The sequence below is a fragment of the Streptomyces sp. NPDC050264 genome (genome assembly GCF_040655895.1).
In the GTDB taxonomy this organism is placed as follows: Bacteria; Actinomycetota; Actinomycetes; order Streptomycetales; family Streptomycetaceae; genus Streptomyces.
In genome coordinates, this window is the sequence record NZ_JBFAKV010000001.1 from 142,365 (window position 1) to 166,355 (window position 23,991).

Sequence of the window (23,991 nt, forward strand, 5' to 3'; positions counted from 1 at the left end):
GGACGCCTACGAGCCCGGCGGGCCCGTGACCGCGCGGGCCAGCCGGGTCGCCGCGGCCGCCCGGGGACCGCTGTCGGCGGGACGGCGGCGCGGGTGGACCGTGTTGGCGAGCAGCACCAGGAACGTGTCCGTCACCGGGTCGAGGACCAGGGACGTCCCCGTGAAACCGGTGTGCCCCGCGGCGCCGTGCCCGGCCGACTCGCCCATGAAATACGGCTGGTCGACCCGGAACCCGAGGCCGGGCGCCGCCAGCATCAGATCGACGAAGTCGGGGCCGAGGATGCGGGCGGTGCCGTACGACCCGCCGTTGAGGAGGGCCCGGCAGAGCACCGCCAGGTCGTACGCCGTCGAGAAGAGGCCCGCGTGGCCCGCGACGCCGCCGAGCGCCCAGGCGTTCTCGTCGTGCACCTCGCCGCGCAGCATCCCGCGGTCGGCCTTGGCCCAGGAGTGGCGCTGGTCCTCGGTGGCGGCGGCGCCGGGCCGCGGCCCGTACGACGTGGCGCTCATGCCGAGGGGGCGGGTGATGCCCTCGCGGACGAGTACGTCGAGCGCCCGGCCGGTGAGGCGCTGCAGGAGGTGCTGGAGCAGCAGCATGTTCAGGTCGGAGTAGCGGTACTCCCCCGGCTTCGACGACGGGGCCTCGGCGCGCAGCAGCGCCAGCCGGGCGGGTGCGTCCCGGGCGTCGTACAGCGGGAGTTCGGGGCGCAGGCCCGAGGTGTGGGTGAGGAGCTGGCGGACCGTGACGCCGCACCGGGCCGCTCCGGTGAACTCGGGGAGGTACGCGCCGATCCGCGCGTCGATGCCGAGCGTGCCACGCTCGATCTGCTGCACCGTGGCGATCGAGGTGAAGAGCTTGGTCACCGAGGCCAGGTCGAAGGGCGTGTCGACGCTCATGGGGACGCGGGCGGCGGAGGGCAGCTCGACGCCCCGGTCGGTCGCCTCGTCGTACGCCGCGTAGCGCACCGCCCAGCCGCAGGCGGTCTCGGCGGCGATCACCGGGCCGCGCCCGGCGATCAGCACGGCGCCCGCGCACCAGGGGCGCGGACCGTCCGCGAGCGCGCGCACGTCGGCGACGAGCCGCGCGATCTGGCCTGCGTCCAGGCCGGCCCGCTCGGGGGTGCCGTGCCGCAGTCGTGGGTAGCTCAGGGCTCCGTCACCTCCTTGGCCGCCTTGGCCGCGAGCTGCCAGGGGCGGCACAGTGCCATGAAGGCGACGGCCGCCGCCAGGCCGCAGACGAGTTGCGTCAGGGCCATCGGCACGGCCGTGTGCTCGCCCGCGATGCCGACGAGCGGCGAGGCGACCGCGCCGATCAGGAACGACGAGGTGCCGAGCAGCGCGGACGCGGAGCCGGCGGCGTGCGGGGTGCGCAGCAGCGCGAGGGCGTTGGTGTTGGGGGTCGCCAGGCCCATCGACGCCATGAGCACGAAGAGCCCCGCGGCGACGGGCACGATGCCGAGCTCCTCCGGGTCGCCGAACACGCCCGTGGCGACGAGGAGGAGGAAGGCGGCGGACACGACGATCAAGGTCAGGCCGACCGCGAGGACCTTGTCCAGGCTGACGCGGCCGACGAGGACCTTGCCGTTGAGCTGGCCGACGGCGATCAGCCCGATCGAGTTGATTCCGAAGAGCAGGCTGAACGTCTGGGGCGAGGCCCCGTAGATCTCCTGGATGACGAACGGGGAGGCGCTGATGTACGCGAACAGCGCGGCGAACGCGAAGCCGCCCGCGATCATGTACCCGGTGAACACGCGGTCCGCGAGCAGGGACCTCATGGTGCGCAGTGCCTCGACGGTGCCGCCGGAGTGCCGCCGCTCGGGCGGGAGCGTCTCGGGGAGGAACTTCCCCACGATCGCGGTGAGCGCGATGCCGATGAAGGTGAGCACGACGAAGACGCCGCGCCAGTCCGTGACGCGCAGGATCTGCCCGCCGATGAGGGGCGCGACGACCGGGGCGACCCCGGATATCAGCATCAGGGTGGAGAAGAAGCGGGCCATCGCGACGCCGTCGTAGAGGTCGCGCACGACGGCCCGGGCGATCACGATGCCGGCGGCGCCCGCCAGGCCCTGGAGCAGGCGGAAGGCGACGAGCAGCGCGGCGCTCGGCGCGAAGGCGCAGATCGCGGTGGCGACGACGTACACGAACAGGCCGATCATGAGCGGCCTGCGGCGGCCCCACTTGTCGCTCATCGGGCCGACCACGAGCTGGCCGAGCGCCATGCCGGTCAGGCACGCGGTGAGGGTGAGCTGGGCGGTGGCGGCGGAGGTGTGCAGCGCGCCGGTGACCTCGGGCAGCGCCGGGAGGTACATGTCCATGGACAGCGGTGGCACCGCGGTCAGCCCGCCGAGCACCAGGGTGACGAGGGCACCGGTGCGAACAGCCGCCCTGGGTACAGGAGTTGGACCGCCGACCCGGGTGACCTGCGCGGTCTCCGCCACGCCGCCGGCACTCCCGGTACTTCCGCTCTCCGCCATCCCGATGCCCCTCGTTCCCTTTCGCCTCTCCCGGCCGTACGTGCGATTACCTATGCTCTCAGCTCGGTGGAGTGGCCGAGACCAACAACTGAGGTGGCACGGATGGCAGCGGAACGCGTGCGGTGGGGCATTCTCGCGACGGGTGGGATCGCCGCGTCGTTCACGGCGGATCTGCTGGACCTCCCCGACGCGGAGGTGGTGGCGGTGGCCTCACGGACCGATGCGTCGGCGAAGGCTTTCGCGGAGAGGTTCGGGATCGAGCGGGCGTACGGCGACTGGGCCTCTCTGGCGGCGGACGAGGACATCGACGTGGTGTACGTGGCCACGCCGCACTCGGCGCACCGGGAGGCGGCCGGGCTCTGCCTGGAGGCGGGGCGTGCGGTGCTGTGCGAGAAGGCGTTCACGCTGAACTCGCGCGAGGCCGAGGAGCTGGTGACGCTCGCGCGTTCGCGTGGCCTGTTCCTGATGGAGGCCATGTGGATGTACTGCAACCCGCTGATCCGGCGCCTGAAGGCGCTGGTCGACGACGGGGCGATCGGCGAAGTCCGCACCGTGCAGGCCGATTTCGGCCTCGCCGGCCCGTTCCCGCCCGCGCACCGGCTGCGGGACCCTGCCCAGGGGGGCGGTGCGACCCTGGACCTCGGGGTGTATCCCGTGTCGTTCGCGCAGCTGCTGCTCGGTGAGCCGGCGGAGGTGACGGCTCGGGCGATGCTCTCCGAGGAGGGCGTGGACCTGCAGACCGCGATGCTGCTGTCCTGGGACAGCGGTGCGCAGGCGCTGCTGCACTGCGCGATCAACTCCGGTACGGGCGGGACCGCCTCCATCAGCGGGTCGACGGGCCGCATCGATGTGCCGTCCGGGTTCTTCCACCCCGAGCGGTTCGTGCTCCACCGGGACGGGCGCGACCCGGAGGAGTTCGTGGCGGATCCGGCCGACGGCCCCCGTGACTCGCTCCGTCACGAGGCGCTGGAGGTCATGGGCCGGCTGCGGGCCGGCGACACGGAGTCTCCGCTTGTGCCGTTGGATTCCTCGCTCGGAGTGATGCGGACGCTGGATTCGGTGCGGGCGGCTGTGGGGGTCCGGTATCCCGGGGAGCGGTGACTCGTCTGCCAGGTCGCGTCGCCGGGTGCCGCCCGGTGGGGGCTGGTCGCGCCCCCACCGGCCCGCAGCCGGGGTCGTACCTGCTCAGGCAGGACGAAGACCCTGGTCCCCCACCTGCGTGACGAACGACGCCGCCGTCGTGATGGGCGCCCCCGGGACGGTGACCGCCGGGACCGTCTTGAAGTCGGCCCGCGCCTCCGACTCCCCGAGACCCACGGTCACGTAACCGCGCCGCCCGTTGTAGAACCTCAGGTGCGGATTGGCCCGGGTGTACGTGTCCCAGTTGGCGGGCCGCTCCGCCCCGTCCTTGCCGGAGGTGATGGACGTGGCGACGATCTCGGTGCCGAGCGTGCGCGACGCCGGGTCGGCGAAGTCGTCCTTGATGTCGAAGGCGTACCCGACGTGGACGTCACCGGTGAGGACCATGAGGTTCTCGACGCGGGCCGCCTTGACCCCGGCGAGCACCCGCTCGCGCGAGGCCCGGTAGCCGTCCCACGCGTCCATGGACAGCTTCGCCTCGGCGTTCAGGTCGAGCCTGCGCTCGGAGAAGGTGACCTGCTGGGGCACGACGTTCCACAGGGCGCGCGAGCGGCGCCAGCCGTCGATGAGCCAGCGCTCCTGCGTGGCGCCGGTGATGGTGCGCGCCGGGTCGTCGGACTCGGGGCCCGGCACGTGGGAGCCGTCGCCGTAGGCCTGGTTGGAGCGGTACTGGCGGGTGTCGAGGATGTCGAACTGGGCGAGCCGGCCCCAGACCAGACGACGGTAGAGCCGGGCGTCGGGGCCGGTCGGCAGCTGGGGGCGGCGCAGCGGCTGGTTCTCCCAGTACGCGCGGTACGCGGAGGCGCGGCGCAGCAGGAACTCGGCCGGCGGGTCGTCGTTCTCGGATATGTCGTCGGCGTAGTTGTTCTCGGTCTCGTGGTCGTCCCAGGTGACGACGAAGGGGTGTGCGGCGTGCGCGGCCCGCAGGTCGGGGTCGGACTTGTAGAGCGCGTAGCGCAGCCGGTAGTCCTCCAGGGTCACGGTCTCGCGGTTGAAGACGTCGGGCAGCACGCGGTCGGTGTACTTGCGGGCGCCGCCGACGGAGTTGACCGCGTACTCGTAGAGGTAGTCGCCGAGGTGGAAGACGACGTCGACGTCGTCCTCGGCGAGGTGCTTGTACGCGGTGAAGTAGCCGTCGTGGTACGCCTGGCAGGAGACGGCGGCGAGCGTCAGCTCCGAGACGTGGCGGGATGCGGCGGGCGCGGTGCGGGTCCGGCCGGTCTCGCTGATCCAGCCGCCCACGCGGAAGCGGTAGTAGTAGACGCGGCCCGGCGCGAGGTGCTCGACCTCGACGTGCACCGAGTGGTTGAACTCGGGGTGGGCGGTGGCGGTGCCGCGTCTGGCGATCCGCCGGAAGCTCTCGTCGTGGGCGATCTCCCAGCGCACGTCGACGCGCTGGGCGGGCAGCCCGCCGCCGGTCTCGTACGGTTTCGGGGCGAGCCGTGTCCACAGCAGCACGGACTCGGGCAACGGGTCGCCGGAGGCGACGCCGAGGGTGAACGGATCGGCGGTGATCTTGCGGGCGTCCAGCTCCGCGGCGGCCGCGGTACCGGCAGTGGGCAGGTTCACACTGAAGGCTAGCGCCGTGGCGGCGCCCGCGACAGTGAGGAAGCGACGGCGGCCCAAGTACTGCGCGGCTGCGCGCAGTTCGGGCGTGTGCTGCGATACGTGTGACATGGAGCCCCTCCCCTGACGGCTGGTGTCATCTGCTGCCATGGGAAGTTCAGTGGTCCGGGACGACGCACGACTGTCGCGTACACAACAGCCACATGGCGGATCGGTGATCTCCACGTGACCGCGGCGCCCGTACGCTGCCGCGTCATGAGCGAACAGCGAGACGAACAGCGCGACCCCCAGCGGGCCGAAGAGACACGAAGCGCCGTGGTGACCGGCGCCGGCTCCGGCATCGGCCGGGCCGTCGCCGTGGAACTGCTGCGCACCGGCTGGCGGGTGGCCCTCGCGGGCCGCCGCACCGAGCCCCTGGAGGAGACGGCGGGACTCGCCCCCGGCGCGGACTCGTACGTCGTCCGCACGGACGTGTCGCGCCCGGACGACGTGGCGGCCCTCTTCGCCGCGGTGCGCGAGCGGTTCGGCCGGCTGGATCTGCTCTTCAACAACGCGGGGACGTTCGGGCCCGCCGGCGTACCGGTGGAGGAGCTGGCGTACGACGCGTGGCGGCACGTCGTCGACACCAACCTCAACGGGGCGTTCCTCTGCGCGCAGGCGGCGTTCCGGCAGATGAAGGAGCAGGACCCGCGGGGCGGCCGGATCATCAACAACGGCTCCATCTCCGCGCACACGCCGCGCCCCCGCTCGATCGCGTACACGGCGACGAAGCACGCGCTGACGGGGCTGACCAAGTCGCTGTCCCTGGAGGGCCGCCCGTACCGGATCGCCTGCGGGCAGATCGACATCGGCAACGCGGCGACCGATATGACCGAGCGGATGCAGGCCGGCATTTTGCAGGCCAACGGGGAGCTGGCGCCGGAGCCGGTGATGGACGTGGCGGACGTGGCGCGCACGGTGCGGCACATGGCCGAGCTGCCGCTGGAGGCCAACGTGCAGTTCGCTACGGTCCTGGCCACCAACATGCCCTACATCGGGCGGGGTTGAGTCCGCCCTCGGGGCTGCCGTCGGGTCCGCGGGGCCCGTTTGCTTGAGATGTAAATCTCCACAATCGGAATAGCGCCTGCCGGCTCAACTGCCTCATTGCTGGACAGTGAAACCCGTATGCTCAGGCCCACCTCCACGAGAACTTCACACTTGGAGCACATCTTGCGCATACGTTCCGCGGCTCCCGCCGCACTCGCCGCGGTCGCCCTCGCCGGCTCGCTGCTCGCCGCGTCCCCGGCCTCCGCCGCCACGCACCAGGGCGGGCTGCACCTCGGCTACATCCAGTACGACAGCCCCGGCGCGGACCGCCGCAGCAACAGCTCGCTGAACGCGGAGTGGGTGAACATCCACAACAACAGCCGCTCCGCGATCCAGCTCAAGGGCTACAAGCTGAAGGACAACACCGGCTACACGTACACCTTCGGCAGCTACAAGATCGGCGCGGGCAAGACGGTCAAGGTCCGCACCGGCAAGGGCACGAACGCCGCCGGCGTCCGGTACTGGGGCCGTGGCCAGTACGTCTGGAACAACACGGGCGACAAGGCCCGCCTGATCAAGCCGAGCGGCACACAGCTCGACTCCTGCTCCTGGAGCCGTGTCGGCTCGGGCGGGATCAGCTGCCACTGAGCCACCGCAAGGGGGGATGGAGGGGGCGCCCGTGCCGCAGGAGGCAGGGGCACCCCCTCCTGGGGCACTTCACTTCCGGGGCCACTTCACTTCCGGGGCTCCTTGCTTCCGGGGCTCCTCGGGCGCGGAAATTCCCCTCGTTCGGCGCGGCGGCCTTGGTTTGATGTCCCCATGACCGACGACATGACCGATGACGTGCTGCGCTACACCGCCTTCGCCACCCACCCCGCCGGCGGCAACCCCGCCGGGATCGTGCTCGACGCCTCCGCTCTCGGCGACGGCGAGATGCTCAAGATCGCCGCAGACCTGGGCTACAGCGAGTCCGCGTTCGTCACCCCGGGCCCGGCCGGGAGCGGCGAACGGGCGTACACCGTGCGCTACTTCAGCCCCAAGGCCGAGGTCCCGTTCTGCGGCCACGCCACCGTGGCCACCGCCGTCGCCCTCGCGGAGCGCCACGGCACCGGCGACTACCTGTTCCACACCCCCGCCGGCGAAGTTCCGGTCAGCGTCGAAGGGGCCGGGGACGTGCTGCGCGCGACCCTCACGAGCGTCGCGCCGCACCTGACGGACGTCACCGGCGACGACCTCGCCGAGGCGCTGGCCGCGCTCGACTGGCCGGCCGCCGACCTGGACCCCGCGCTGCCGCCCCGTATCGCCTACGCGGGCGCCCGCCATCTCGTCCTGGCCGCGGCCACCCGGCAGCGCCTCGCCGACCTCGCGTACGACTTCGACCGGCTCGCCGCGCTGATGCACCGGCTGGACCTGACGACGGTCCAACTGGTGTGGCGGGAGAGTGACTTCACGTTCCACGTACGTGACCCGTTCCCCGTCGGCGGCGTCGTCGAGGACGCCGCCACCGGCGCGGCGGCCGCGGCGTTCGGGGCGTACCTGCGCGAGCTCGACCTGGTCCCGCGGACGTCCGAACTCACCCTGTACCAGGGCGCCGACATGGGCCGCCCCGGCGAACTGACGGTGACGCTGCGGGAGGGCGACCCGCGGGTGCGGGTGAGCGGGACGGCCGTACCGATTCCTTAGCCGGGACCCGCAACGCCCCCTACGCCCCTACGCTCGTCGCAGGATCTGCTCGACCTGCGCCAACTCGGCCTGCGCAAGCGGCCCGTGGGCCAGTGCGCCCGCGTTCTCCTCGGCCTGCGCCACCGTGCGGAAACCGGGGATCGGCACGGTGTGCGGGCTGCGGGCCCAGAGCCAGGCGAGTGCGCCCTGCGCCGGGGTACGGCCGCCGCTGGTGAGCACGGAGCGCAGCGCGTCGACGCGGGCCAGCCAGTCCGGGTCGGCGCCGCCGCCCGCGCCGAAGCCGGGCAGCCAGGCGGGCGGGGCGCTGCGGATGTCGCCGGCGGAGAGACGCTGTCCCGCGCCGTGGCCGCCGCCGAGCAGACCCATGGCGAGGGGGCTGCGGTTGATGCTGGCGAGGCCCAGCTCCTCGCACAGGGCCAGCATTTCCGGCGCGTCCTGCAGGACGTTGCAGCGGTGCTGCACCGCCGCGCAGTGCGGGCCCTCGGCGAAGACGCGGGCCCGTTCGGGATCGTCGGTGCTCCAGGCGTAGGCGCGGACGAGCCCTTCGCGGACGAACTCCTCGCAGGTGTCGCGGAGCCGGGCGGCGCGTTCCGGGTCGGCGTCGGAGATGTGCAGTTGGTAGAGGTCGACGTGGTCGGTGCCGAGGCGGGCCAGCGACGCCGTCAGGGCGCGGCGGGCGTGTTCCGGGGAGTCGTCGCTGCCGGTGCTGGTCCGGGTCCGTTCGTCGAAGACGTTGCCCCATTTGGTGGCGATGACGACGTCGTCCCGGCGCTTGCCGAGGGCGCGGCCGAGGACGCGTTCGCTGTGCCCGGTCCCGTAGGCGTCGGCGGTGTCGAAGAAGGTGACGCCGAGGTCGAGCGCGCGCCGTACGGCCCGCACCGATTCTTCGTCGTCGACCGCCCCCCAGCCGAGCGGCTGCCCGGCCAGGTCCTGCCACTCCCCGCCGATCGCCCAGCATCCGAAGCCGAGCGCGCTGACCTCGATACCGCCGTCACCCAGGTTCCGCGTAGTGATGTCCATGTCCGCGGACACTAGGAGTTGAAGCGCACACGAGGTCAACGCCCGTGCGGGAAACGGTTGTTCAGGCCTGGCCCGTCTCGAACCGGGTGACCTTGCCGCCCGCCACGTCGAACGTCCACTTGGTGCGCATCTCGCCCCAGGTGTCGTTGCGGTAGCGGGCGACGAGGGAGCGGCCCTCGGCGGTCTCCTTCTCGACCTCCATGTGACCGTTCGAGTCGAAGATCTCGCGGGCCGTCCAGTCGGCGAGGTCCCGGTCGGACCCGTCGTCGGCCATGGTCGCGCCGGGCGCGAGCACGGCACGGAAGGCTTCCTGGTCGTGGGCGTTCAGCGCCGAGACGAAGGCACGGACGGCCGGGTCGCTGAGCTTTGCGGTCTGGATGGGCATGGGCCCAGGCTTGCACCGCGGCCGGGCGCCCGCCACCCGAATGGGCCCGCGCGCGAGGTGCGCGAGCCATGACTGCCGGACGGTGGAGACATGACCTGCACACGTTTGCGTACCTCCCGCACCTCCTGCCTCCACCGGCGCGACCTGGGCCTTCTCGCGCTGCGCGTGGGCACCGGCGGTGTCCTCGCGGCCCACGGCGCACAGAAGCTGCTCGGCTGGTTCGGCGGGGGTGGCGTGTCCGGGACGGCGGCCGCCATGGACGCCATGGGCTACTCCCCCGCGAAGGCGAGCGCCCTCGCGGCCGGGCTCGGCGAGGCGGGCGGCGGGGCGCTCCTCGCCCTCGGCCTCGCCACTCCGCTGGGCGGCGCGGCCGCGGCCGGGACCATGGCGGGCGCGGCGGCCGTGCACGCCCCGAACGGGTTCTTCGCGATGAACGGCGGCTACGAGTACCCGGCCTTCCTCGGCTTCGTCGCGGCGGGGCTCGCCGTGACCGGCGCGGGCCGCTACTCCCTCGACCACGCGCTCGGCCACGTCCTCGACCGGCACTGGATGGTGCCGGCCGCGCTCGTGGGGGCCGCGGCGGCGACCCTGGCGGTGGTCGGCTCGCGCACCAAGCGGGTGCAGGAGGCGGACACCGGGGAGTAGGCCCCCGGCGGCCGGGCCATAGGCTCGTCTCCCGTGACTACGTACGACGACGAGCTGTGGACGACCATCGACCGGCTGCGCGCCTGGCTGGACGGAAACAGTAAGGGCTCGGCCCAAGAGGACCTCCTGCTGCGGATGTTGAAGCTGTCGGAGGAGGTGGGCGAGGTGGCGCAGGCGGTCATAGGCGCGGTCGGCCACAATCCCCGCAAGGGGTTCAGCCACACCTGGCAGGACGTCGAGTCGGAGCTGTGCGACGTGGTCGTCACCGCTCTCGTCGCGCTCGGCACGCTGACACCGGACGTCCGCGGGGCGCTGTCCGCGCATGTGGCGAAGGTGGCGGAGCGCTCGCTCGGAAGCTGAAGGGGCCCCGTCGAGCCGGCCCCCGCCGGTAGGCTCACAGCGTCCAGCGTCCAGCGTCCAGCGGTCACCATGTGCAGGGGGTTCCACGATGGGCGAGTTCGACGGCGGTGCCGTCACATCGGTCAGCGGCAACGGCACCTGCTCCTTCACCGAGCCGAACCGGGACAGCATCACGCTGCTCACGGGGCTCGGCGTCGAGGGGGACGTACGCCTGCCCACCGAGCCGTACCGGCCGCTGGAGAAGGTCTGATGCCCCCGCACGAGAAGCCCGTCGTCGTGCCGTACGACCCGGCGTGGGCCACTCATGGCGCCGCGCTCTGCGCTCAACTGCGTTCGGTATTGGGCCCGTTGGTGCTGCGAGTCGAGCACATCGGGTCGACGTCCGTGCCGGGCATGGCCGCCAAGGCCATCTATGACGTGCAGGTGGGCGTCGCCGAACTGGACGCCGCCGCGGCCGCGTTCGAGGCGCCGCTGGCCACGCTCGGATTCGTCCGGGCCCCCTACCTGCGCGACCACGTCCCCGCCGGACGCGAGGACGCCGAGGATCCCGCCGACTGGGCCAAGCGGTACTGGTCGCGGCGGACCACGGACGCCGCGCCGGTCAACCTCCATGTGCGCAGGACCGGTTCACCGAACGAGCGGCTCGCGCTGCTGTTCCGCGACTGGCTGCGCGCCACGCCGGACGCGGTCCCGGCGTACGCCCGCTTCAAGTACGTACTCGCCCAGGCCGTCCCCGACACCGGCACGTACGCCGATGTGAAGGATCCCGTCGTCGACCTCATCGGTGTCGTCGCCGAGCGGTGGGCCGCGGAGACCGGCTGGCGCCCGCACGCGTGACGCCGTCGCGAGCGCCATCGCCGGTGCCCTTGCGGGCGCCGTACAGGTGAACGACTACCATCGCCGCCATGACAGACAGGCGCCGAACCACCGAACCCCCCCGCTTGGGCGTGGCCATCGTCACCATGGGCAACCGCCCCGACGACGTGGACGCGCTGCTGGAGTCGGTGGCCAAGCAGGACGCGCCGCCGGCCCGCGTCGTCATGATCGGCAATGGCACGCCGCTGCCCGAGTTCACCGGTCTCCCCTTCGAGGTCACCAACGTCGAACTCGACGACAACCTCGGCTGCCCCGGCGGGCGGAACGTGGCGCTGGCCCGGCTGCGCGAGTTCGGTGACGTGGACGTGGCGGTCGAACTCGACGACGACGGACTCCTCGTCGACGCCGACGTCTTCTCCACGATCCAGAACCTGTACGCGGCCGATCCCGGCCTGGGCATCGTCGGTTTCCGCATCGCCGACGAACTCGGCGAGACGCAGCGCCGCCACGTGCCGCGGCTGCGCGCGAAGGACCCGATGCGGCGCGGCCTCGTGACCGCGTTCCTCGGCGGCGGCCACGCCTTCTCGATGGACATGCTGGCCGAGACCGGCGACTGGCCGGCCGACTTCTTCTTCACGCACGAGGAGACGGACCTCGCCTGGCGCGCGCTCGACGCCGGCTGGAAGGTCCTCTACGAGCCGTCGCTGCTGCTCCAGCACCCGAAGACGTCCCCGGCACGGCACGCCGTCTACTACCGGATGACCGCCCGCAACCGCGTCTGGCTGGCCCGCCGCCGCCTCCCGGTCCCGCTGATCCCGCTCTATCTCGGGACCTGGACGCTGCTGACCCTGCTGCGCACCCGGTCCTACGGCGGCCTGCGCGCCTGGGCGGGCGGCTTCGTGGAGGGCCTGCGCGCCCCGGCCGGCGAACGGCGCCCGATGCGCTGGCGCACCGTGTGGCGCATGACGCGGCTCGGCCGCCCGCCACTGATCTGACGGACGGCCGAAACCGCAGGGCTCAGCCCTCCTGCGAGCGCCGCTTGCGCGCGGCGAACACCGTGCCCGCGCCCGCGACGACGACCAGCGCGGCGGCCGCGGCGAGCGGGCCCGCCGGGACGTCGGCGCCGGTCGAGGCGAGGGATGCGGTGCCGCCGGTGGTCGATCCGGTTCCGGTGGAGCCCGTGGTGCCCGCGCCGCCCGCGGTGCCGCCGGACGTACCGCCGTCGGAGCCGCTGCCCGTGGGGAGCGTGGCGCTCTCGTCGAGGGAGACGGCCACGTCGAGGGGGTCGAGGGCGGCACCGGCCTGGTAGAAGCCGCCGAAGGCCTTGGCGCCGTCGGCGGTGAGGGTGGCCGCGGCGCCGTCGAGCCCGACGACGTCGTTCTTCGCGGTCAGGTCACCGGAGCCGATCTTGAAGGTGGCCACGGTCAGGTCGGCGTACGTCGTGACCTTGCCGCTCTCCTGGTCCTTGCTGGACACGTCGGCGACGAGCTTGCCGCTGCCGCCCTTCGCCGTCACGTGCAGATCGCTGAACTGCAGGTCGAGGGCGTACGTCCCGCCCTCCTCGTGGCCGAGGAAGCGGACCTTGCCGGCGAACTTCGCGTCGAGGGACTTGGCGTCGGCGTCGTAGCTGCCGCTCGCGTCGCCGAAGCGGTACACGGAGCCGTTCTTCGCGGCGCCGCCGGTCAGCTCGACCTTGCCCTTCGCGATGGGCCCCGTGATGTACGTACGGAAGGACTCCTTGACGCCCCAGTCCAGGTTGCCGTCGGCGACCTCGCCGGAGGCGGCGTCCTCGGACGCGGAGGCTGCGGGCTTCGGCGTCGTCGTCGCGGTGGCGGTCGGCTTGGCGGTGGGGGTCGCGGTCGGCTTCGGCGTGGCGGGCGGGGTGGTGGGCGGGGTGGTGGACGGGTCCGGGTCGGGCGACGAGGCGGCGGCGGTCACCGTCAGCGTCGCCGGGTCGAGGGCGGTGCCCGCCTCGTACATGCCGTTGAACGCCTTGGCGCCGTCGGCGGTGAGCGTCGCCGGGATGTCCTTGAAGGTCATCGCGCCGCCCGCGCCCTGGCCCGGCTTCACGGCGGACAGGTCGAGCGTGGCGAACTCGATGTCGTTCTGCGCGGTGCCGTTGAGGGAGACGTCCGCGTCGATGTGCCCGGTCGTGCCCGAGGTGACGACCTTGACATCGCTGATCTCGATGTCGAACCGGTGGGCCGTGGAGGTGAATTGGACGGCACCCTTGAAGGCGGTGTCGGTGCCGTGGGTCGTGGTGTCGTACGTGCCCGTGCCGTCGGAGAAGGTGAACACGCCGTTGTCGGCGGCCTGCGTCGCCCCGTCGGCCGCCTCGATCTTCCCGGCGGCCGCGCCGGTGACGTACTTGCGGAACGACTCCTTCACGCCCCAGTCGAGCGTGCCGTCCTTCAGCGCGATGGCGGGAGCCTTCTCGGCGGCGACCGCGGGCAGCGCGAGGGCTCCCGCGCCGAGCGCGACGGCGGTGGCGGCGGCGAGTGCTATGGGGTGTCTGACGAGGGACATGGCTTCTCCTACTGATGAATTGGGGAGGGCGCCCCGACAGGGGCGCGGGGAACTGCGCGACCAGCCACGACGAAACGGCCGGTCGGCAGCGAAGCTGCGATGGCAGAGGCCTAGCCGCCCGCCGGGCCCCGCTTACGCATCCGAACAACGACAACCACCGCACCGGCGACCAGCAGCGATGCCGCACCGGCGATCCCGGCGACCGCACCTCCGCCCGGCCCCGAACCACCGCTCTGAGCAACGGACTTGCCGGCGACAGCACTGGGGCTCGGGCCGGCCGACTGATCGGACCCCGAGCTGCCGAGATCGGGCAGAGCGGGCAGCGCCACATCCGCGTCGAGCGCGACCGCCAGGGAGACCGGATCCATCGCGGCCCCCTTCTGGTACATGCCGCCGAACGCGGCGGCCCCGGCGGCGGTCAGCACGGCCGGGGCCTCCTCGACCCGCACGAGTCCGTCCTTCGCGGCGAGGGATTTCACGGTGAAGGTGACGAGCGCCGTGTCCTTGGTGGTCTTCTTGCCGCTGGTCACGTCGGCGCGCAGCGTGCCCTTGCCCTCGGCGACGGTGACGGTCGGACGCGCGAGCGTCAGGTCGAGCCCGTGCTCGCCGGTGAACCGCACGGACCCGGTGAACGCACCGTCCAGGGTCTGCTTCTTCTTGTCGTACGAGCCTTCGCCCTTCGGGAAGCGGAACAGCGCGCCGCCGTCCTGCGCCCCGTCGCCGAGTTTCCACTCGCCCTGGGCGATGTCCCCGGTGACGTACTCGCGGAAGGTGCGGCGCACGCCCCAGTCGACGGCGCCGTCCTGAAGCTTCCCGGACTCCTTCTCCGGGGCCTTTTCCGAAGCGGAGGCCGAGGGCTTCGCGGCGGCCTCCTTCGACTCCTTCGACTCCTTCGGCTGCTTCGGCGCGACGTCCGCGGACAGGCTCACCGGGTCGAGCGCGGTCCCGGCCGTGTAGTACCCGGCGAAGGAGGTGGCGCCCTGCGAAGTGAGCGTGGCGGGAAGGTTGTTGAGGGTCACGGCGTTCCCGTCGCCCTTCATGTCGATCCCGCCGAGGGAGAGCGTGGCGAAGGGCACCTGGCGGGACGACGTGACCGCCCCGGTGCCCTTCGCCTTGCTCACGACATCGACGTACAACGTCCCGCTCCCGCCCGCGATGCGGACGGTCGGGCGGCTGAGGGTCATGTCGAGTTCGTTCGTGCCGTCGCTCTTCTTGTGCCCGACGAAGTGCACACCGCCGGAGAACGAGGAGGTGAAGGCCCCGGTCGAGCCGTCGTACGTGCCGGTCGCCGAGTGGAAGCGGAACTGGCTCGCGCCCACCGTCGCCGCGCCACCCGTCAGGGAGTAACTCCCCTTGGCGATGGGCCCGGTGATGTAGCTCTGGAACGACGATTTCACGCCCCAGTCCAGTCGGCCGCCCTGCACGGTGCGGGCCGCGGCGTGCGCGCCGGTGACCGGGAGCAGCGCTCCGAGCAGCGCGGTGAACAGGGCGACGGCGAGGACACGTATCCGGGCGCGTCGGGGCATGGCGGTTCCTCCGGGTGTGCGTCACCAGACCCTGGCGACTTAGGTAAGGCTAACCTAAACTATGATCGCCTTTGTCAACAGCCCTCCCACCACGACAGGACGGTGTCCGCGTGCCGACGCCAGCCGCCCCCTCACGCACCCCCCGACGGACGGGCGCGCTGATCTCCGTACTCGCACTGGCCCTCGCGCTGGTCGCCACCGCCTGCGGAGGCGGCGGCACCACGGCCACCACGAAGGCCGGGGCGAAGGCGGCCACGACGGCGAACCGCCTCGAACCGCTCACCGCTGCTCCCCACCCGAAGCTGCCCGCCACGGTCACCTCGGCGGACGGCCACAAGGTGACGGTGAAGAAGGCCGACCGGATCGTGCCGCTCTCCGGGAGCCTCAGCGAGATCGTGTTCACGCTCGGGCTCGGCGAGCAGGTGGTCGCCCGCGACATCACGGCCACGTTCGACCAGGCGAAGAAGCTGCCGGTCGTCACCCGCAACCACGACGTGTCCGCGGAGAGCGTGCTCTCGCTCAAGCCGGACCTGGTGCTCGCCGAGAAGACGACCGGCCCCGACGAGGCGATGCAGCAGATACGCGACGCGGGCATCCCCGTCGTCGTCATGGACCCGGCCCAGGGCCTCGACGACGTCGGCACCCGCATCCAGGCGGTCGCGGACACGCTCGGAGTCCCGTCCGCGGGGCGGGAGTTGACGAAGCGCAGCGAGCAGCGGATCACCGCCGTACAGAAGAAGATCCCCGACGCGGCGAAGAAGGAGAAGCCGCGCGTCGCCTTCCTCTACGTGCGCGGCTCGGCCTCCGTCTATCTCATCGGCGGCGCGAAGTCCGGCGCCACCTCGCTGCTCGAAGCCGCGGGGGCGGTCGACGCGGGCGCCGCGTCCGGCCTGAAGACCGACTTCCGGGCCATCACCAGCGAGGCCCTCGCCAAGGCCGCGCCCGACGCGATCCTCGTCATGACCAAGGGCCTCGACTCCGTCGGCGGCATCGACGGCCTGGTGAAGATCCCGGGCGTCGCCGAGACACCGGCGGGCGTCGACCGCCGGGTCGTCTCCGTCGAGGACGGCGTCCTGCTCAACTACGGGCCGCGCACCGACCAGGTGCTGCGGTCGATCGTGGACCAGCTCTACGGCAAGGGCAGTGCGTGACATGACAGCGACCGCGACCCCGCCCACGACCTCTCCGCACCAGACCCCGGCACGTCAACCCCGGGGCAGGGCCTGGCTGTTGACGGTGCTGCTCGCCGCCGCACTCGTCCTGCTCGCCCTGCTCTCGGCAGGCATCGGCGCGTACGACATCCCGCCGGGCGACGTACTCTCCTCGGTCCAGCACCGCATCGGCCTCGGCGGCTCGGCACTCGACCGGGTCGGCGAATCGGTCCTGTGGAACGTGCGCCTGCCCCGCATCGTCCTCGCCCTCCTCGTCGGCGCCTCACTGGGCTGCGCGGGCGCGCTGATGCAGGGCGTCTTCGGCAACCCCCTCGCCGAGCCGGGCGTCATCGGCATCTCGTCGGGCGCCGCGGTCGGCGCGGTGGCCTGCATCGCGCTCGGCCTCAACTTCTTCGGTACGTGGACGATCACGGTCTGCGCGTTCGTCTCCGGCCTCGCCACGGTGCTGATCGTGTACGCCATGTCCCGCTCGGGCGGCCGTACGGAGGTCGTCACCCTGATCCTCACGGGCATCGCCGTGAACGCCTTCGCGGGCGCCCTGATCGGCCTGTTCCTCTCCTACGCCGACACGGCCGCGGTCAACCAGATCACGTTCTGGCAGCTCGGCTCGCTGGCGCAGGCGACCTGGCCGAAGGTGCTGGCGGTCCTGCCCTGCGCGGCGATCGGCCTCCTGGCCGCCCCCTTCCACTCCCGCAAGCTGGACCTCCTCTCCCTGGGCGAACGCCCGGCCCGGCACCTCGGGGTGGACGTCGAGCGGCTCCGCGTCACCCTCATCCTCGTCATCGCCCTCCTCACGGCGGCGGCGGTCGCGGTCTCCGGAGTGATCGGCTTCGTCGGCCTGGTGATCCCGCACCTGCTGCGGATGCTCGCGGGCCCCGGCCACCGCTTCCTCGTCCCCGGCAGCGCGCTCGGCGGCGCGGTCGTCCTGGTCGCGGCGGACCTCGCGGCCCGCACGGTGGCCGCCCCCGCCGAACTCCCCATCGGCGTCCTGACCGCCCTGACCGGCAGCCCGTTCTTCTTCTGGCTGCTGCGCCGCACCCGCCGCAAGCAAGGAGGCTGGGCATGACGACGACCTGGACGACACGGCTACGACGGCCCCGGACCCTGCCCGCACGTCACACCCCCGCCGAAACGGTCGCCGAAGCCCGCGCCCTGCACCTGTCCCTGGGCTCCCGCGAGGTCCTGTCCGGCGTCGACCTGACGGTCCGCGCGGGCGAGGTCCTGGCGCTGGTCGGCCCCAACGGCGCTGGAAAATCCACCCTGTTGGCGGCGCTCGCGGCGGACATGCCACCGGCAGCGGGTGAAGTGCGCATCGACGGCCGCCCGACCACATCCTGGAAGGCACCCGAACTCGCCCTGCGCCGAGCCCTGTTGCCCCAGTCGGCGGCGCTGTCCTTCCCCTTCACGGTGGAAGACGTGGTCCGCATGGGCCGGGCCCCCTGGACGGGCACACCGTACGAGGAGCAGGACGACGCGGCGATCACGGCGGCACTCCGCGCGACGGAGACGGAACGCTTCGCGGGCCGCCCCTTCTCGGCACTCTCCGGCGGCGAACGTGCCCGGGTCGCGCTGGCCCGCGTCCTGGCCCAGACGACCCAGCTCCTGCTGCTCGACGAACCGACGGCGGCCCTGGACCTGCGCCACCAGGAACTGGTCCTGCGCGTCTGCCGGGAACGGGCCGCGGCCGGCGACGCGGTCGTCGTCGTCCTGCACGACCTGGGCCTGGCCGCGGCCCACGCGGACCGCACGGCGATCCTCCACGACGGCCGCGTCACAGCGGACGGCCCCCCGTCCGAGGTCTTCGAGGCCGCGCTGCTCAGCGAGGTCTACCAGCACCCGGTCGAGGTGCTGCCGCATCCGGGTTCGGGGGCGCCGCTGGTGATCCCGATCCGCTGACGACCGAGGACCGCCCCGGGCCTCGGGTCCCAGAGGGCTCGGCCCGCACCGGAGACGGCCCTGTCCATTCTCGTACCAGAATCAAGTACCAGTGTGGAACCGTTCTTCCGTACCACTAGGAAAGAGGTGCAGCAGATGGCGATAAGCGCCAGCGAGGCCCGCAAGGACTTCTTCCCGCTGGTCAAGCGCGTCAACGACCACACCCCGGTGCGCATCAGCTCCACGAACGGCGACGCGGTCGTGATGTCCGCCGAGGTGGCCCGCCGGATCGCACGGCTGATCGCGGAGATCCAGCGCACCCCCTTCACCAACATCGGCAAGCCGGAGTCCCTGAAGGGTGACCTGCCCGGCTACTGGTCACGCCTGATCAGCGACGAGCACCGGCTCGTCCACCGGGTGGACGAGAAGGAGGTCAAGATCCTCAAGGCCCGCTACCACTGCTGAGGCCACCGCTCCCCGTTCCGGCACCCGCCGTCACGTCATCGGCTCGATCGCCTCGTCCACCTGGCCGAGCGCGGCCGGGACCCGAGAGAACAGTTACCGGGCCGCGAGCACCATCGGATACTCCGGTCCGAAGCGCCGCACATGGGCTTCGGCGACCAGCCGGATCTCGCTGCCGGCCTTGGCCTGCGACTTTTTCCACGACGCGAAACCCTTTTCAGGGCACGCCGCGGATGGCGGCAGACGAGTCGGGCTGTACGCCGGGTTCTGTCGCCCGGTCACCTCGCGGTGGCCGGGGAGACGGCCATCCATCTAGGACCGGCGTTGCCGCCGGCCTCGTGCGGTCTACCCGCGGACTCGGGCGGGCAGCCCTCGAACGTCCGCGCAGAGCCACCTAGGTGGCTCCTCTTGACCTTGCTCCAGGTGGGGTTTACCGAGCCGCCTGAGTCACCTCAGGCGCTGGTGGTCTCTTACACCACCGTTTCACCCTTACCCGGCGCCGAAGCACCGGGCGGTCTGTTTTCTGTGGCACTGTCCCGCGGGTCACCCCGGGTGGCCGTTAGCCACCACCTTGCCCTGTGGAGCCCGGACGTTCCTCGGGAGGTTCCGAAGAACCCCACGCGGCCGTCCGCCCGGCTCGTCTGCCGTGCCGACCATGATACCCGGCCCCGGCCCGCTCCCTCTCCGCCGTGGACCGTGGAGCGCCGCCTTGACCCTTCCGTAGCGTCAACGTTTCTACTGAGGTCATGAGGATCGGAGAGCTGGCCGGGATGGTCGGCGTCACCACGCGCGCCATCAGGCACTACCACCACCTCGGACTGCTCCCGGAGCCCGAACGGCTGGGCAACGGGTACCGCGAGTACGGGCTGCGGCACGCCGTCGAGCTGGCCCGGATCCGGCGGCTGACCGAGCTGGGTGTCGGGCTCGTCGAGGTGCGGGACGTGCTGGCCGACGACGCCGGGCGGGAACTCGTCGAGGTGCTTGCCGAGCTGGACGCCGACCTGGCGCGGCAGGAGGCCGCGATCCACGACCGGCGGGCCAGGCTCCGGGAACTGCTGGCGGAGGCCGAGCGGGGGCGGCTGCCCGCGAACGGCCCCGTCTCTCCCGAACTCAGTTCGTTCCTGGCCGAGTTGGGTGATCTGGACGCCGAGTCGCCGATGGCCGCGAAGGACCGCGAGATGCTCACCCTGATCGACACGACCGCGCCGCCCGAGTTCCGCGGGCAGCTGATGGCGGCGCTGCTGCCCACCCTCACGGAGCCGGGCGCGCTGGACGCGGCCCGCGAGGTGTACGCGCGGCTCGACGCCCTGGCCGACGCCGCGCCGGACGACCCGCGGGTGGCCGAGGCGGCGCGGGCACTGGTCGCCTGCCTGCCGCCGGACCTGCCCACCGCCGGGGCGCCGGAGCAGCGCGGCTTCCTCGACGCGCTCCTCGCCGACTTCTCCCCCGCGCAGGCCGAAGCTCTCAGGCTCGCACTGCGCATGGTCGCCGAGGGCGGTGCGCGGTGAAGCGGCCGGCGCGGGCGCTGGCCTGTGCGGTCGTGGCCGCCGAACTCGGCCTGGCGGCCTGCCTGTTGGCAGGGGTCCGGCCGCCGTGGTTCGCCGAGGCCGTGGTGCTGCTCGTGGTCGCCGTCGAGGCCGCACTGCTCGTCGCGATGTACCGGCGCGGAGGACGGGACGCCCTCACGGACGTCCTGCCGCCGACCGCGCGGCGGCTCGTCGCGCACGAGTTGCGGGTGTTCGGGAGCTTCGGGCTGTGGGTGGCGCGGCGGCGGCACGGTGTTCCCGCCGGGGCCGACTCCTTCTCGTACGCTCGCGGTCAGGCCACGATGATGTACGCCTTCGCGTTCGTCTGCGTCGTCGAGACCTTCGGGATGTGGGCGCTGCTGCGGGACTGGCCGGCGCTGCACCGCGTCGTGCTGGTCCTCGACGTCTACACCGTGCTGATGGTGCTCGGGCTGCACGCGGCGTCCGTGACCCGGCCGCACGTCGTCACCGCCGACGCGCTGCGGGTGCGCCGGGGCGCCCACGTGGATCTGTGGATACCGCTGGACCGGATCGCGACGGTGCGCAGGGAGAACCGGTTCACGCACACCGCGAGCGAGGGCGAGCTGAATCTCGACGTCGCCGCACAGACCAGCGTCACTCTTGAACTCAACGCGCCGGTACGGCACTTCACGTTCCTGGGGCGCCCCAAGGACGTACATCTGGTGCGGCTGCACGCCGAGGAGCCCGAGCAGTTGGCGCGGGCTCTGGAAGTTCGGCTCAGGCAGGGGCGAACTGGACCTTCGCCTGTCCTGGATCCGCTTGCGTGAGGCGTACGCGCAGCCGCTCCCCCAGGGGCAGCGCGGCGGTGCCGCCCTCGATGCGGGCGACGACGGCCGGTTCGGGCAACTGCACGGTGCCGACGGCCTGTTCCTTCTCCTTCACGTCCACCACGTAGGCGTCGAACAGCTCGCCGACCCGGTGCTGCAGCAGCGCCGCCTCGACGATGTCCACGCACTCGCGCTCCACGGTGTTGGCCCGACGGGTGCCGTCCGCCATCTCCTTGGGGAGCGCGGCCAGCGCCTCGACCACCCACTGCGGCGGCTCCTGTCCGGCGCACGCGGCCAGGCACAGCTCGGACGCGTACCGGTCGACGAGGCGGCGCAGCGGGGCGGTGCAGTGGGCGTAGGGCGCGGCGACGGCGGCGTGCGTGGTGAGGGGCGGCTTCTCGCCGCCGGTGAACGCGGTGTACCCGGCGCCGCGCAGCAGGGTCGTGCATTCCTGGAGGAACGCCGCGTGGTGCGGGATGCGTGGGTCCAGGGAGCGGATCAGGTCGGAGTAGGGGACGTGGTGCGGCCAGTCGATGCGCAGCGCCTTCGCGGTGCGGCGCAGCCGGCCGACCGCGCCGTCGGGGGCGAGGGGCAGGGTGCGCAGGATGCCGGTGCCGGAGGCGAGCATCAGTCCGGCGGCGGCCATGCCGGCGAGGAGCGAGATCTGCGCGTTCCAGGAGTCGGCGGGCAGCGGGGCGCGGTACGCGAGTTCGTAGACGCTGTCGGTGGCGACGATCTCCTGCTCGGGGACGTCGAGGGAGATGCCGCCGCGCTCGGCCTCCAGCTGTTCGCGCAGCCGTCCGATGTCCGCCAGCAGCGCGACCGTCTCCTCCGCGCTTTTGTCGTCGATGGCCTGCTGCACACCCGCGTAGTCGAGTTTGGAGCGGCTGCGCACGAGGGCGCGTACGACCTCGGTGCTCTCCGCGCGCCCGTCCGCGTCCAGGTCGATCGTCCACAGGACGGCCGGGCAGGTCTGGCCGGGCAGCAGGCTCGCCGCGCCCTCGCTGAGCACGGTCGGGTGCAGCGGGACCTTCTCGTCCGGGAAGTAGAGGGTGGTGACGCGGCGGTGGGCCTCCGCGTCGAGCGGGCCGCCGGGCGTGACGAACGCGGCGACGTCGGCGATCGCGTACCGCACGCGGTAGCCGCCGCCGGGGCGCCGGGACAGGTGCATGGCCTGGTCGAGGTCGGTGGACGTGGGCGGGTCGACGGTGAAGAACGGGATCGCCGTCTCGTCGCGCTCCGGCAGCCGGGGCGGCGCCGCCGCGACCCGCTCCGCCTCGGCCAGCACCTCGGCGGGGAACTCCTCGGGCACGTCCAGTGTCGTACGCAGGTCGCGCAGCACGGCACCGAGCGGCGCCTGCGCTGCGCCGGTCACACGGAGGTGGCGGCGGGGCATGCACCGAGCGTAGGGCGGACCGGGCGAGGTGGCACGGCGGCGCTGGTCCCGCCGCCGACTACCCTGGCGCGGGGCCGCACCCTCCCGCCGCCCAGAAGGACCAGAAGGAGAAGCACGTGCTCGTCTTGCTGCCACCGTCCGAGGGGAAGGCCGCCTCCGGGCGAGGTGCCCCGTTGAAGCCCGAGTCGCTCTCGTTGCCGGGGCTGGCCGGGGCGCGGGCCGCGGTCCTGGACGAGTTGGTCGAACTGTGCGCCGCCGATGAGGAGAAGGCGCGCGGGGTGCTCGGGCTGAGCGAGGGGCTGCGCGGCGAGGTCGCCAAGAACACGGAGCTGCGCACGGCGGGCGCGCGTCCGGCCGGTGAGATCTACACGGGCGTTCTCTACGACGCCCTGGATCTGGCCTCGCTGGACGCGGCGGCGAAGAAGCGGGCGGCGCGGGCGCTGCTGGTCTTCTCCGGGCTGTGGGGCGCGGTGCGGGTGAGCGACCGGATTCCGTCCTACCGCTGCTCGATGGGCGTGAAGCTGCCGGGGCTCGGGGCGCTCGGCGCGTACTGGCGGGCGCCGATGGCCGAGGTGCTGCCGGAGGCGGCCGGGGACGGTCTGGTGCTGGACCTGCGTTCGGCGGCGTACGCGACGGCGTGGAAGCCGAAGGGCGAGGTCGCGGGGCGGACGGCGACGGTGCGGGTGCTGCACGCGCCGACCCGTAAGGTCGTCAGCCATTTCAACAAGGCGACCAAGGGCCGCATCGTGCGCTCGCTGCTGACCTCGAAGGCCGCGCCCGGCTGCCCGGCGGAGCTGGTCGACGCGCTGCGGGACCTCAAGTACGCGGTGGAGGTCGAGGAGCCCTCCAAGGGCGGGCAGGCGTGGAGCCTGGACGTCCTGGTGGACGAGGTTCACTGACCAACGACAGGCATCTGTTGCAGCATGCGCAACGGGCTTTGCGCATGCTGCGCGCCGCGGGGCAGGATGTGCCCATGACCTCCTCTGAGACCTCCTCCGTGCTCGATCTCGCCCCCGTCGTTCCCGTCGTCGTCGTGGAGGACGTCGCCGACGCGGTGCCGCTCGCGCGGGCGCTGGTCGCGGGCGGGCTGCCCGCGATCGAGGTGACCCTGCGCACGCCCGTGGCCCTCGACGCGATCCGGGCGATCGCGGCCGAGGTGCCGGACGCGGTCGTCGGCGCGGGCACCGTGATATCCCCCGCGAACGTCGCCGACTCGGTGGCCGCGGGGGCGCGGTTCCTGGTCAGCCCCGGCTGGACGGACACGCTGCTCGACGCGATGAAGGGGTCCGGGGTGCCCTTCCTGCCGGGCGTCTCCACGACGTCCGAGGTCGTGGCGTTGCTGGAGCGCGGGGTGAGCGAGATGAAGTTCTTCCCCGCGGAGGCCGCCGGCGGCACGGCCTACCTCAAGTCCCTCGCGGGACCGCTGCCGCAGGCCCGCTTCTGCCCGACCGGCGGGGTCTCGCCCGCGAACGCCCCCGCCTACCTGGCGCTGAAGAACGTCGGCTGCGTGGGCGGCAGTTGGATGCTTCCGGGCGACGCCGTCGCGGCGAAGGACTGGGCGCGCGTGGAGACCCTGGCCCGCGAGGCCGCGGCACTGCGCCGCTAGCC

Annotated in this window: 25 protein-coding genes and 1 other RNA gene; 17 read left to right on the forward strand and 9 right to left on the reverse strand. The window is 72.5% G+C overall.

Translation table 11 applies throughout. The features are described 5' to 3' along the window. Positions 1-6: 6 nt before the first annotated feature. Together AB0J02_RS00655 and AB0J02_RS00660 are read right to left on the reverse strand one after the other, a co-directional pair. Positions 7-1,197, reverse strand: coding sequence for a serine hydrolase domain-containing protein (locus AB0J02_RS00655; RefSeq protein ID WP_363191323.1), 1,191 nt, complete (start codon positions 1,195-1,197; stop codon positions 7-9). Next, positions 1,143-2,471: a multidrug effflux MFS transporter gene (locus AB0J02_RS00660; RefSeq protein WP_363191324.1), complete on the reverse strand. Its 1,329-nt coding sequence runs from the start codon at positions 2,469-2,471 to the stop codon at positions 1,143-1,145. The genes AB0J02_RS00655 and AB0J02_RS00660 overlap by 55 nt, the downstream gene beginning before the upstream one ends. A gap of 102 nt (positions 2,472-2,573) precedes the next feature. On the opposite strand from AB0J02_RS00660, the gene AB0J02_RS00665 reads away from it, so the two are divergent. Continuing rightward, complete coding sequence (locus tag AB0J02_RS00665) at positions 2,574-3,572, forward strand: Gfo/Idh/MocA family oxidoreductase (protein WP_363191325.1); 999 nt, start codon at positions 2,574-2,576, stop codon at positions 3,570-3,572. A gap of 84 nt (positions 3,573-3,656) precedes the next feature. On the opposite strand, the gene AB0J02_RS00670 is transcribed toward AB0J02_RS00665, so the two are convergent. Beyond that, entirely contained in the window at positions 3,657-5,288 is a 1,632-nt protein-coding gene (locus tag AB0J02_RS00670; RefSeq protein WP_363191326.1) for an alkaline phosphatase D family protein, read from the reverse strand. A gap of 144 nt (positions 5,289-5,432) precedes the next feature. On the opposite strand from AB0J02_RS00670, the gene AB0J02_RS00675 reads away from it, so the two are divergent. From AB0J02_RS00675 to AB0J02_RS00685, 3 genes are all read left to right on the forward strand, one after another. Continuing rightward, on the forward strand, positions 5,433-6,224 hold the full coding sequence (locus tag AB0J02_RS00675) for an SDR family oxidoreductase (protein ID WP_363191327.1): 792 nt from the start codon (positions 5,433-5,435) through the stop codon (positions 6,222-6,224). A gap of 162 nt (positions 6,225-6,386) precedes the next feature. After that, positions 6,387-6,851, forward strand: a complete 465-nt coding sequence (locus AB0J02_RS00680) for a lamin tail domain-containing protein (protein WP_363191328.1) — start codon at positions 6,387-6,389, stop codon at positions 6,849-6,851. Between the two features lie 171 nt (positions 6,852-7,022). Then, positions 7,023-7,886: a PhzF family phenazine biosynthesis isomerase gene (locus AB0J02_RS00685; RefSeq protein ID WP_363191329.1), complete on the forward strand. Its 864-nt coding sequence runs from the start codon at positions 7,023-7,025 to the stop codon at positions 7,884-7,886. Positions 7,887-7,913: 27 nt separating this feature from the next. Here AB0J02_RS00685 and AB0J02_RS00690 read toward each other — a convergent pair whose 3' ends face one another. Together AB0J02_RS00690 and AB0J02_RS00695 are read right to left on the reverse strand one after the other, a co-directional pair. Beyond that, positions 7,914-8,906 carry an aldo/keto reductase gene (locus AB0J02_RS00690; RefSeq protein WP_363191330.1) on the reverse strand — a complete coding sequence of 331 codons (993 nt, stop codon included), beginning with the start codon at positions 8,904-8,906 and terminating at the stop codon, positions 7,914-7,916. 61 nt (positions 8,907-8,967) lie between these two features. After that, positions 8,968-9,291, reverse strand: a complete 324-nt coding sequence (locus tag AB0J02_RS00695) for a nuclear transport factor 2 family protein (protein WP_363191331.1) — start codon at positions 9,289-9,291, stop codon at positions 8,968-8,970. Positions 9,292-9,381: 90 nt separating this feature from the next. Between AB0J02_RS00695 and AB0J02_RS00700 the strand changes: the two genes are divergently transcribed. From AB0J02_RS00700 to AB0J02_RS00720, 5 genes are all read left to right on the forward strand, one after another. Further along, entirely contained in the window at positions 9,382-9,936 is a 555-nt protein-coding gene (locus AB0J02_RS00700; RefSeq protein WP_363191332.1) for a DoxX family protein, read from the forward strand. A 33-nt stretch (positions 9,937-9,969) separates the two neighbouring features. After that, the gene (locus tag AB0J02_RS00705; protein ID WP_363191333.1) at positions 9,970-10,296 is read left to right on the forward strand and encodes a MazG-like family protein; all 327 of its coding nucleotides are present in this window, start codon (positions 9,970-9,972) and stop codon (positions 10,294-10,296) included. 88 nt (positions 10,297-10,384) lie between these two features. Then, positions 10,385-10,546 (forward strand): hypothetical protein, encoded by a 162-nt coding sequence (locus AB0J02_RS00710; RefSeq protein ID WP_363191773.1) that lies wholly within the window; start codon positions 10,385-10,387, stop codon positions 10,544-10,546. Next, entirely contained in the window at positions 10,546-11,133 is a 588-nt protein-coding gene (locus tag AB0J02_RS00715) for a GrpB family protein (RefSeq protein WP_363191334.1), read from the forward strand. Before AB0J02_RS00710 ends, AB0J02_RS00715 begins: the two co-directional genes overlap by 1 nt. Positions 11,134-11,201: 68 nt before the next feature. Next, positions 11,202-12,107: a glycosyltransferase gene (locus AB0J02_RS00720; RefSeq protein WP_363191335.1), complete on the forward strand. Its 906-nt coding sequence runs from the start codon at positions 11,202-11,204 to the stop codon at positions 12,105-12,107. A gap of 22 nt (positions 12,108-12,129) precedes the next feature. Here AB0J02_RS00720 and AB0J02_RS00725 read toward each other — a convergent pair whose 3' ends face one another. After that, complete coding sequence (locus AB0J02_RS00725) at positions 12,130-13,638, reverse strand: HtaA domain-containing protein (RefSeq protein WP_363191336.1); 1,509 nt, start codon at positions 13,636-13,638, stop codon at positions 12,130-12,132. A gap of 110 nt (positions 13,639-13,748) precedes the next feature. Further along, complete coding sequence (locus AB0J02_RS00730; RefSeq protein ID WP_363191337.1) at positions 13,749-15,164, reverse strand: HtaA domain-containing protein; 1,416 nt, start codon at positions 15,162-15,164, stop codon at positions 13,749-13,751. Between the two features lie 110 nt (positions 15,165-15,274). Here AB0J02_RS00730 and AB0J02_RS00735 point away from each other — a divergent pair, with 110 nt between their 5' ends. From AB0J02_RS00735 to AB0J02_RS00750, 4 genes are all read left to right on the forward strand, one after another. Beyond that, positions 15,275-16,315 (forward strand): ABC transporter substrate-binding protein, encoded by a 1,041-nt coding sequence (locus AB0J02_RS00735; protein ID WP_363191338.1) that lies wholly within the window; start codon positions 15,275-15,277, stop codon positions 16,313-16,315. A 1-nt stretch (position 16,316) separates the two neighbouring features. Continuing rightward, positions 16,317-17,402, forward strand: coding sequence for an iron ABC transporter permease (locus tag AB0J02_RS00740; RefSeq protein WP_363191339.1), 1,086 nt, complete (start codon positions 16,317-16,319; stop codon positions 17,400-17,402). Next, positions 17,399-18,232, forward strand: a complete 834-nt coding sequence (locus AB0J02_RS00745) for a heme ABC transporter ATP-binding protein (protein WP_363191340.1) — start codon at positions 17,399-17,401, stop codon at positions 18,230-18,232. The genes AB0J02_RS00740 and AB0J02_RS00745 overlap by 4 nt, the downstream gene beginning before the upstream one ends. 135 nt (positions 18,233-18,367) lie before the next feature. Continuing rightward, positions 18,368-18,676 carry a Txe/YoeB family addiction module toxin gene (locus tag AB0J02_RS00750; RefSeq protein ID WP_363191341.1) on the forward strand — a complete coding sequence of 103 codons (309 nt, stop codon included), beginning with the start codon at positions 18,368-18,370 and terminating at the stop codon, positions 18,674-18,676. Positions 18,677-18,913: 237 nt separating this feature from the next. On the opposite strand, the gene rnpB is transcribed toward AB0J02_RS00750, so the two are convergent. After that, an RNA gene (rnpB, locus tag AB0J02_RS00755) (RNase P RNA component class A) lies at positions 18,914-19,313 on the reverse strand. Positions 19,314-19,419: 106 nt separating this feature from the next. Between rnpB and AB0J02_RS00760 the strand changes: the two genes are divergently transcribed. Both AB0J02_RS00760 and AB0J02_RS00765 read left to right on the forward strand, forming a co-directional pair. Beyond that, positions 19,420-20,181 (forward strand): MerR family transcriptional regulator, encoded by a 762-nt coding sequence (locus AB0J02_RS00760; protein ID WP_363191342.1) that lies wholly within the window; start codon positions 19,420-19,422, stop codon positions 20,179-20,181. Then, entirely contained in the window at positions 20,178-20,987 is an 810-nt protein-coding gene (locus AB0J02_RS00765) for a hypothetical protein (protein ID WP_363191343.1), read from the forward strand. The genes AB0J02_RS00760 and AB0J02_RS00765 overlap by 4 nt, the downstream gene beginning before the upstream one ends. Here the strand turns inward: AB0J02_RS00765 and AB0J02_RS00770 are convergent. Beyond that, on the reverse strand, positions 20,938-22,383 hold the full coding sequence (locus tag AB0J02_RS00770; protein WP_363191344.1) for an RNB domain-containing ribonuclease: 1,446 nt from the start codon (positions 22,381-22,383) through the stop codon (positions 20,938-20,940). The genes AB0J02_RS00765 and AB0J02_RS00770 overlap by 50 nt on opposite strands. Positions 22,384-22,499: 116 nt before the next feature. On the opposite strand from AB0J02_RS00770, the gene yaaA reads away from it, so the two are divergent. Together yaaA and eda are read left to right on the forward strand one after the other, a co-directional pair. Further along, positions 22,500-23,282 (forward strand): peroxide stress protein YaaA, encoded by a 783-nt coding sequence (gene yaaA / locus AB0J02_RS00775; RefSeq protein ID WP_363191345.1) that lies wholly within the window; start codon positions 22,500-22,502, stop codon positions 23,280-23,282. Positions 23,283-23,356: 74 nt separating this feature from the next. Further along, positions 23,357-23,989 carry a bifunctional 4-hydroxy-2-oxoglutarate aldolase/2-dehydro-3-deoxy-phosphogluconate aldolase gene (gene eda, locus AB0J02_RS00780; protein WP_363191346.1) on the forward strand — a complete coding sequence of 211 codons (633 nt, stop codon included), beginning with the start codon at positions 23,357-23,359 and terminating at the stop codon, positions 23,987-23,989. The last annotated feature ends 2 nt before the right edge of the window (positions 23,990-23,991 follow it).

Bases quoted from the DNA above. Each gene is read 5' to 3' on its own strand.
- AB0J02_RS00660 (WP_363191324.1), bottom strand. From the start codon at position 2,471: ATGGCGGAGAGCGGAAGTACCGGGAGTGCCGGCGGCGTGGCGGAGACC.
- AB0J02_RS00665 (WP_363191325.1), top strand. From the start codon at position 2,574: ATGGCAGCGGAACGCGTGCGGTGGGGCATTCTCGCGACGGGTGGGATC.
- AB0J02_RS00670 (WP_363191326.1), bottom strand. From the start codon at position 5,288: ATGTCACACGTATCGCAGCACACGCCCGAACTGCGCGCAGCCGCGCAG.
- AB0J02_RS00675 (WP_363191327.1), top strand. From the start codon at position 5,433: ATGAGCGAACAGCGAGACGAACAGCGCGACCCCCAGCGGGCCGAAGAG.
- AB0J02_RS00685 (WP_363191329.1), top strand. From the start codon at position 7,023: ATGACCGACGACATGACCGATGACGTGCTGCGCTACACCGCCTTCGCC.
- AB0J02_RS00690 (WP_363191330.1), bottom strand. From the start codon at position 8,906: ATGGACATCACTACGCGGAACCTGGGTGACGGCGGTATCGAGGTCAGC.
- AB0J02_RS00695 (WP_363191331.1), bottom strand. From the start codon at position 9,291: ATGCCCATCCAGACCGCAAAGCTCAGCGACCCGGCCGTCCGTGCCTTC.
- AB0J02_RS00700 (WP_363191332.1), top strand. From the start codon at position 9,382: ATGACCTGCACACGTTTGCGTACCTCCCGCACCTCCTGCCTCCACCGG.
- AB0J02_RS00710 (WP_363191773.1), top strand. From the start codon at position 10,385: ATGGGCGAGTTCGACGGCGGTGCCGTCACATCGGTCAGCGGCAACGGC.
- AB0J02_RS00715 (WP_363191334.1), top strand. From the start codon at position 10,546: ATGCCCCCGCACGAGAAGCCCGTCGTCGTGCCGTACGACCCGGCGTGG.
- AB0J02_RS00720 (WP_363191335.1), top strand. From the start codon at position 11,202: ATGACAGACAGGCGCCGAACCACCGAACCCCCCCGCTTGGGCGTGGCC.
- AB0J02_RS00725 (WP_363191336.1), bottom strand. From the start codon at position 13,638: ATGTCCCTCGTCAGACACCCCATAGCACTCGCCGCCGCCACCGCCGTC.
- AB0J02_RS00730 (WP_363191337.1), bottom strand. From the start codon at position 15,164: ATGCCCCGACGCGCCCGGATACGTGTCCTCGCCGTCGCCCTGTTCACC.
- AB0J02_RS00740 (WP_363191339.1), top strand. From the start codon at position 16,317: ATGACAGCGACCGCGACCCCGCCCACGACCTCTCCGCACCAGACCCCG.
- AB0J02_RS00745 (WP_363191340.1), top strand. From the start codon at position 17,399: ATGACGACGACCTGGACGACACGGCTACGACGGCCCCGGACCCTGCCC.
- AB0J02_RS00750 (WP_363191341.1), top strand. From the start codon at position 18,368: ATGGCGATAAGCGCCAGCGAGGCCCGCAAGGACTTCTTCCCGCTGGTC.
- AB0J02_RS00760 (WP_363191342.1), top strand. From the start codon at position 19,420: ATGAGGATCGGAGAGCTGGCCGGGATGGTCGGCGTCACCACGCGCGCC.
- AB0J02_RS00770 (WP_363191344.1), bottom strand. From the start codon at position 22,383: ATGCCCCGCCGCCACCTCCGTGTGACCGGCGCAGCGCAGGCGCCGCTC.
- eda (WP_363191346.1), top strand. From the start codon at position 23,357: ATGACCTCCTCTGAGACCTCCTCCGTGCTCGATCTCGCCCCCGTCGTT.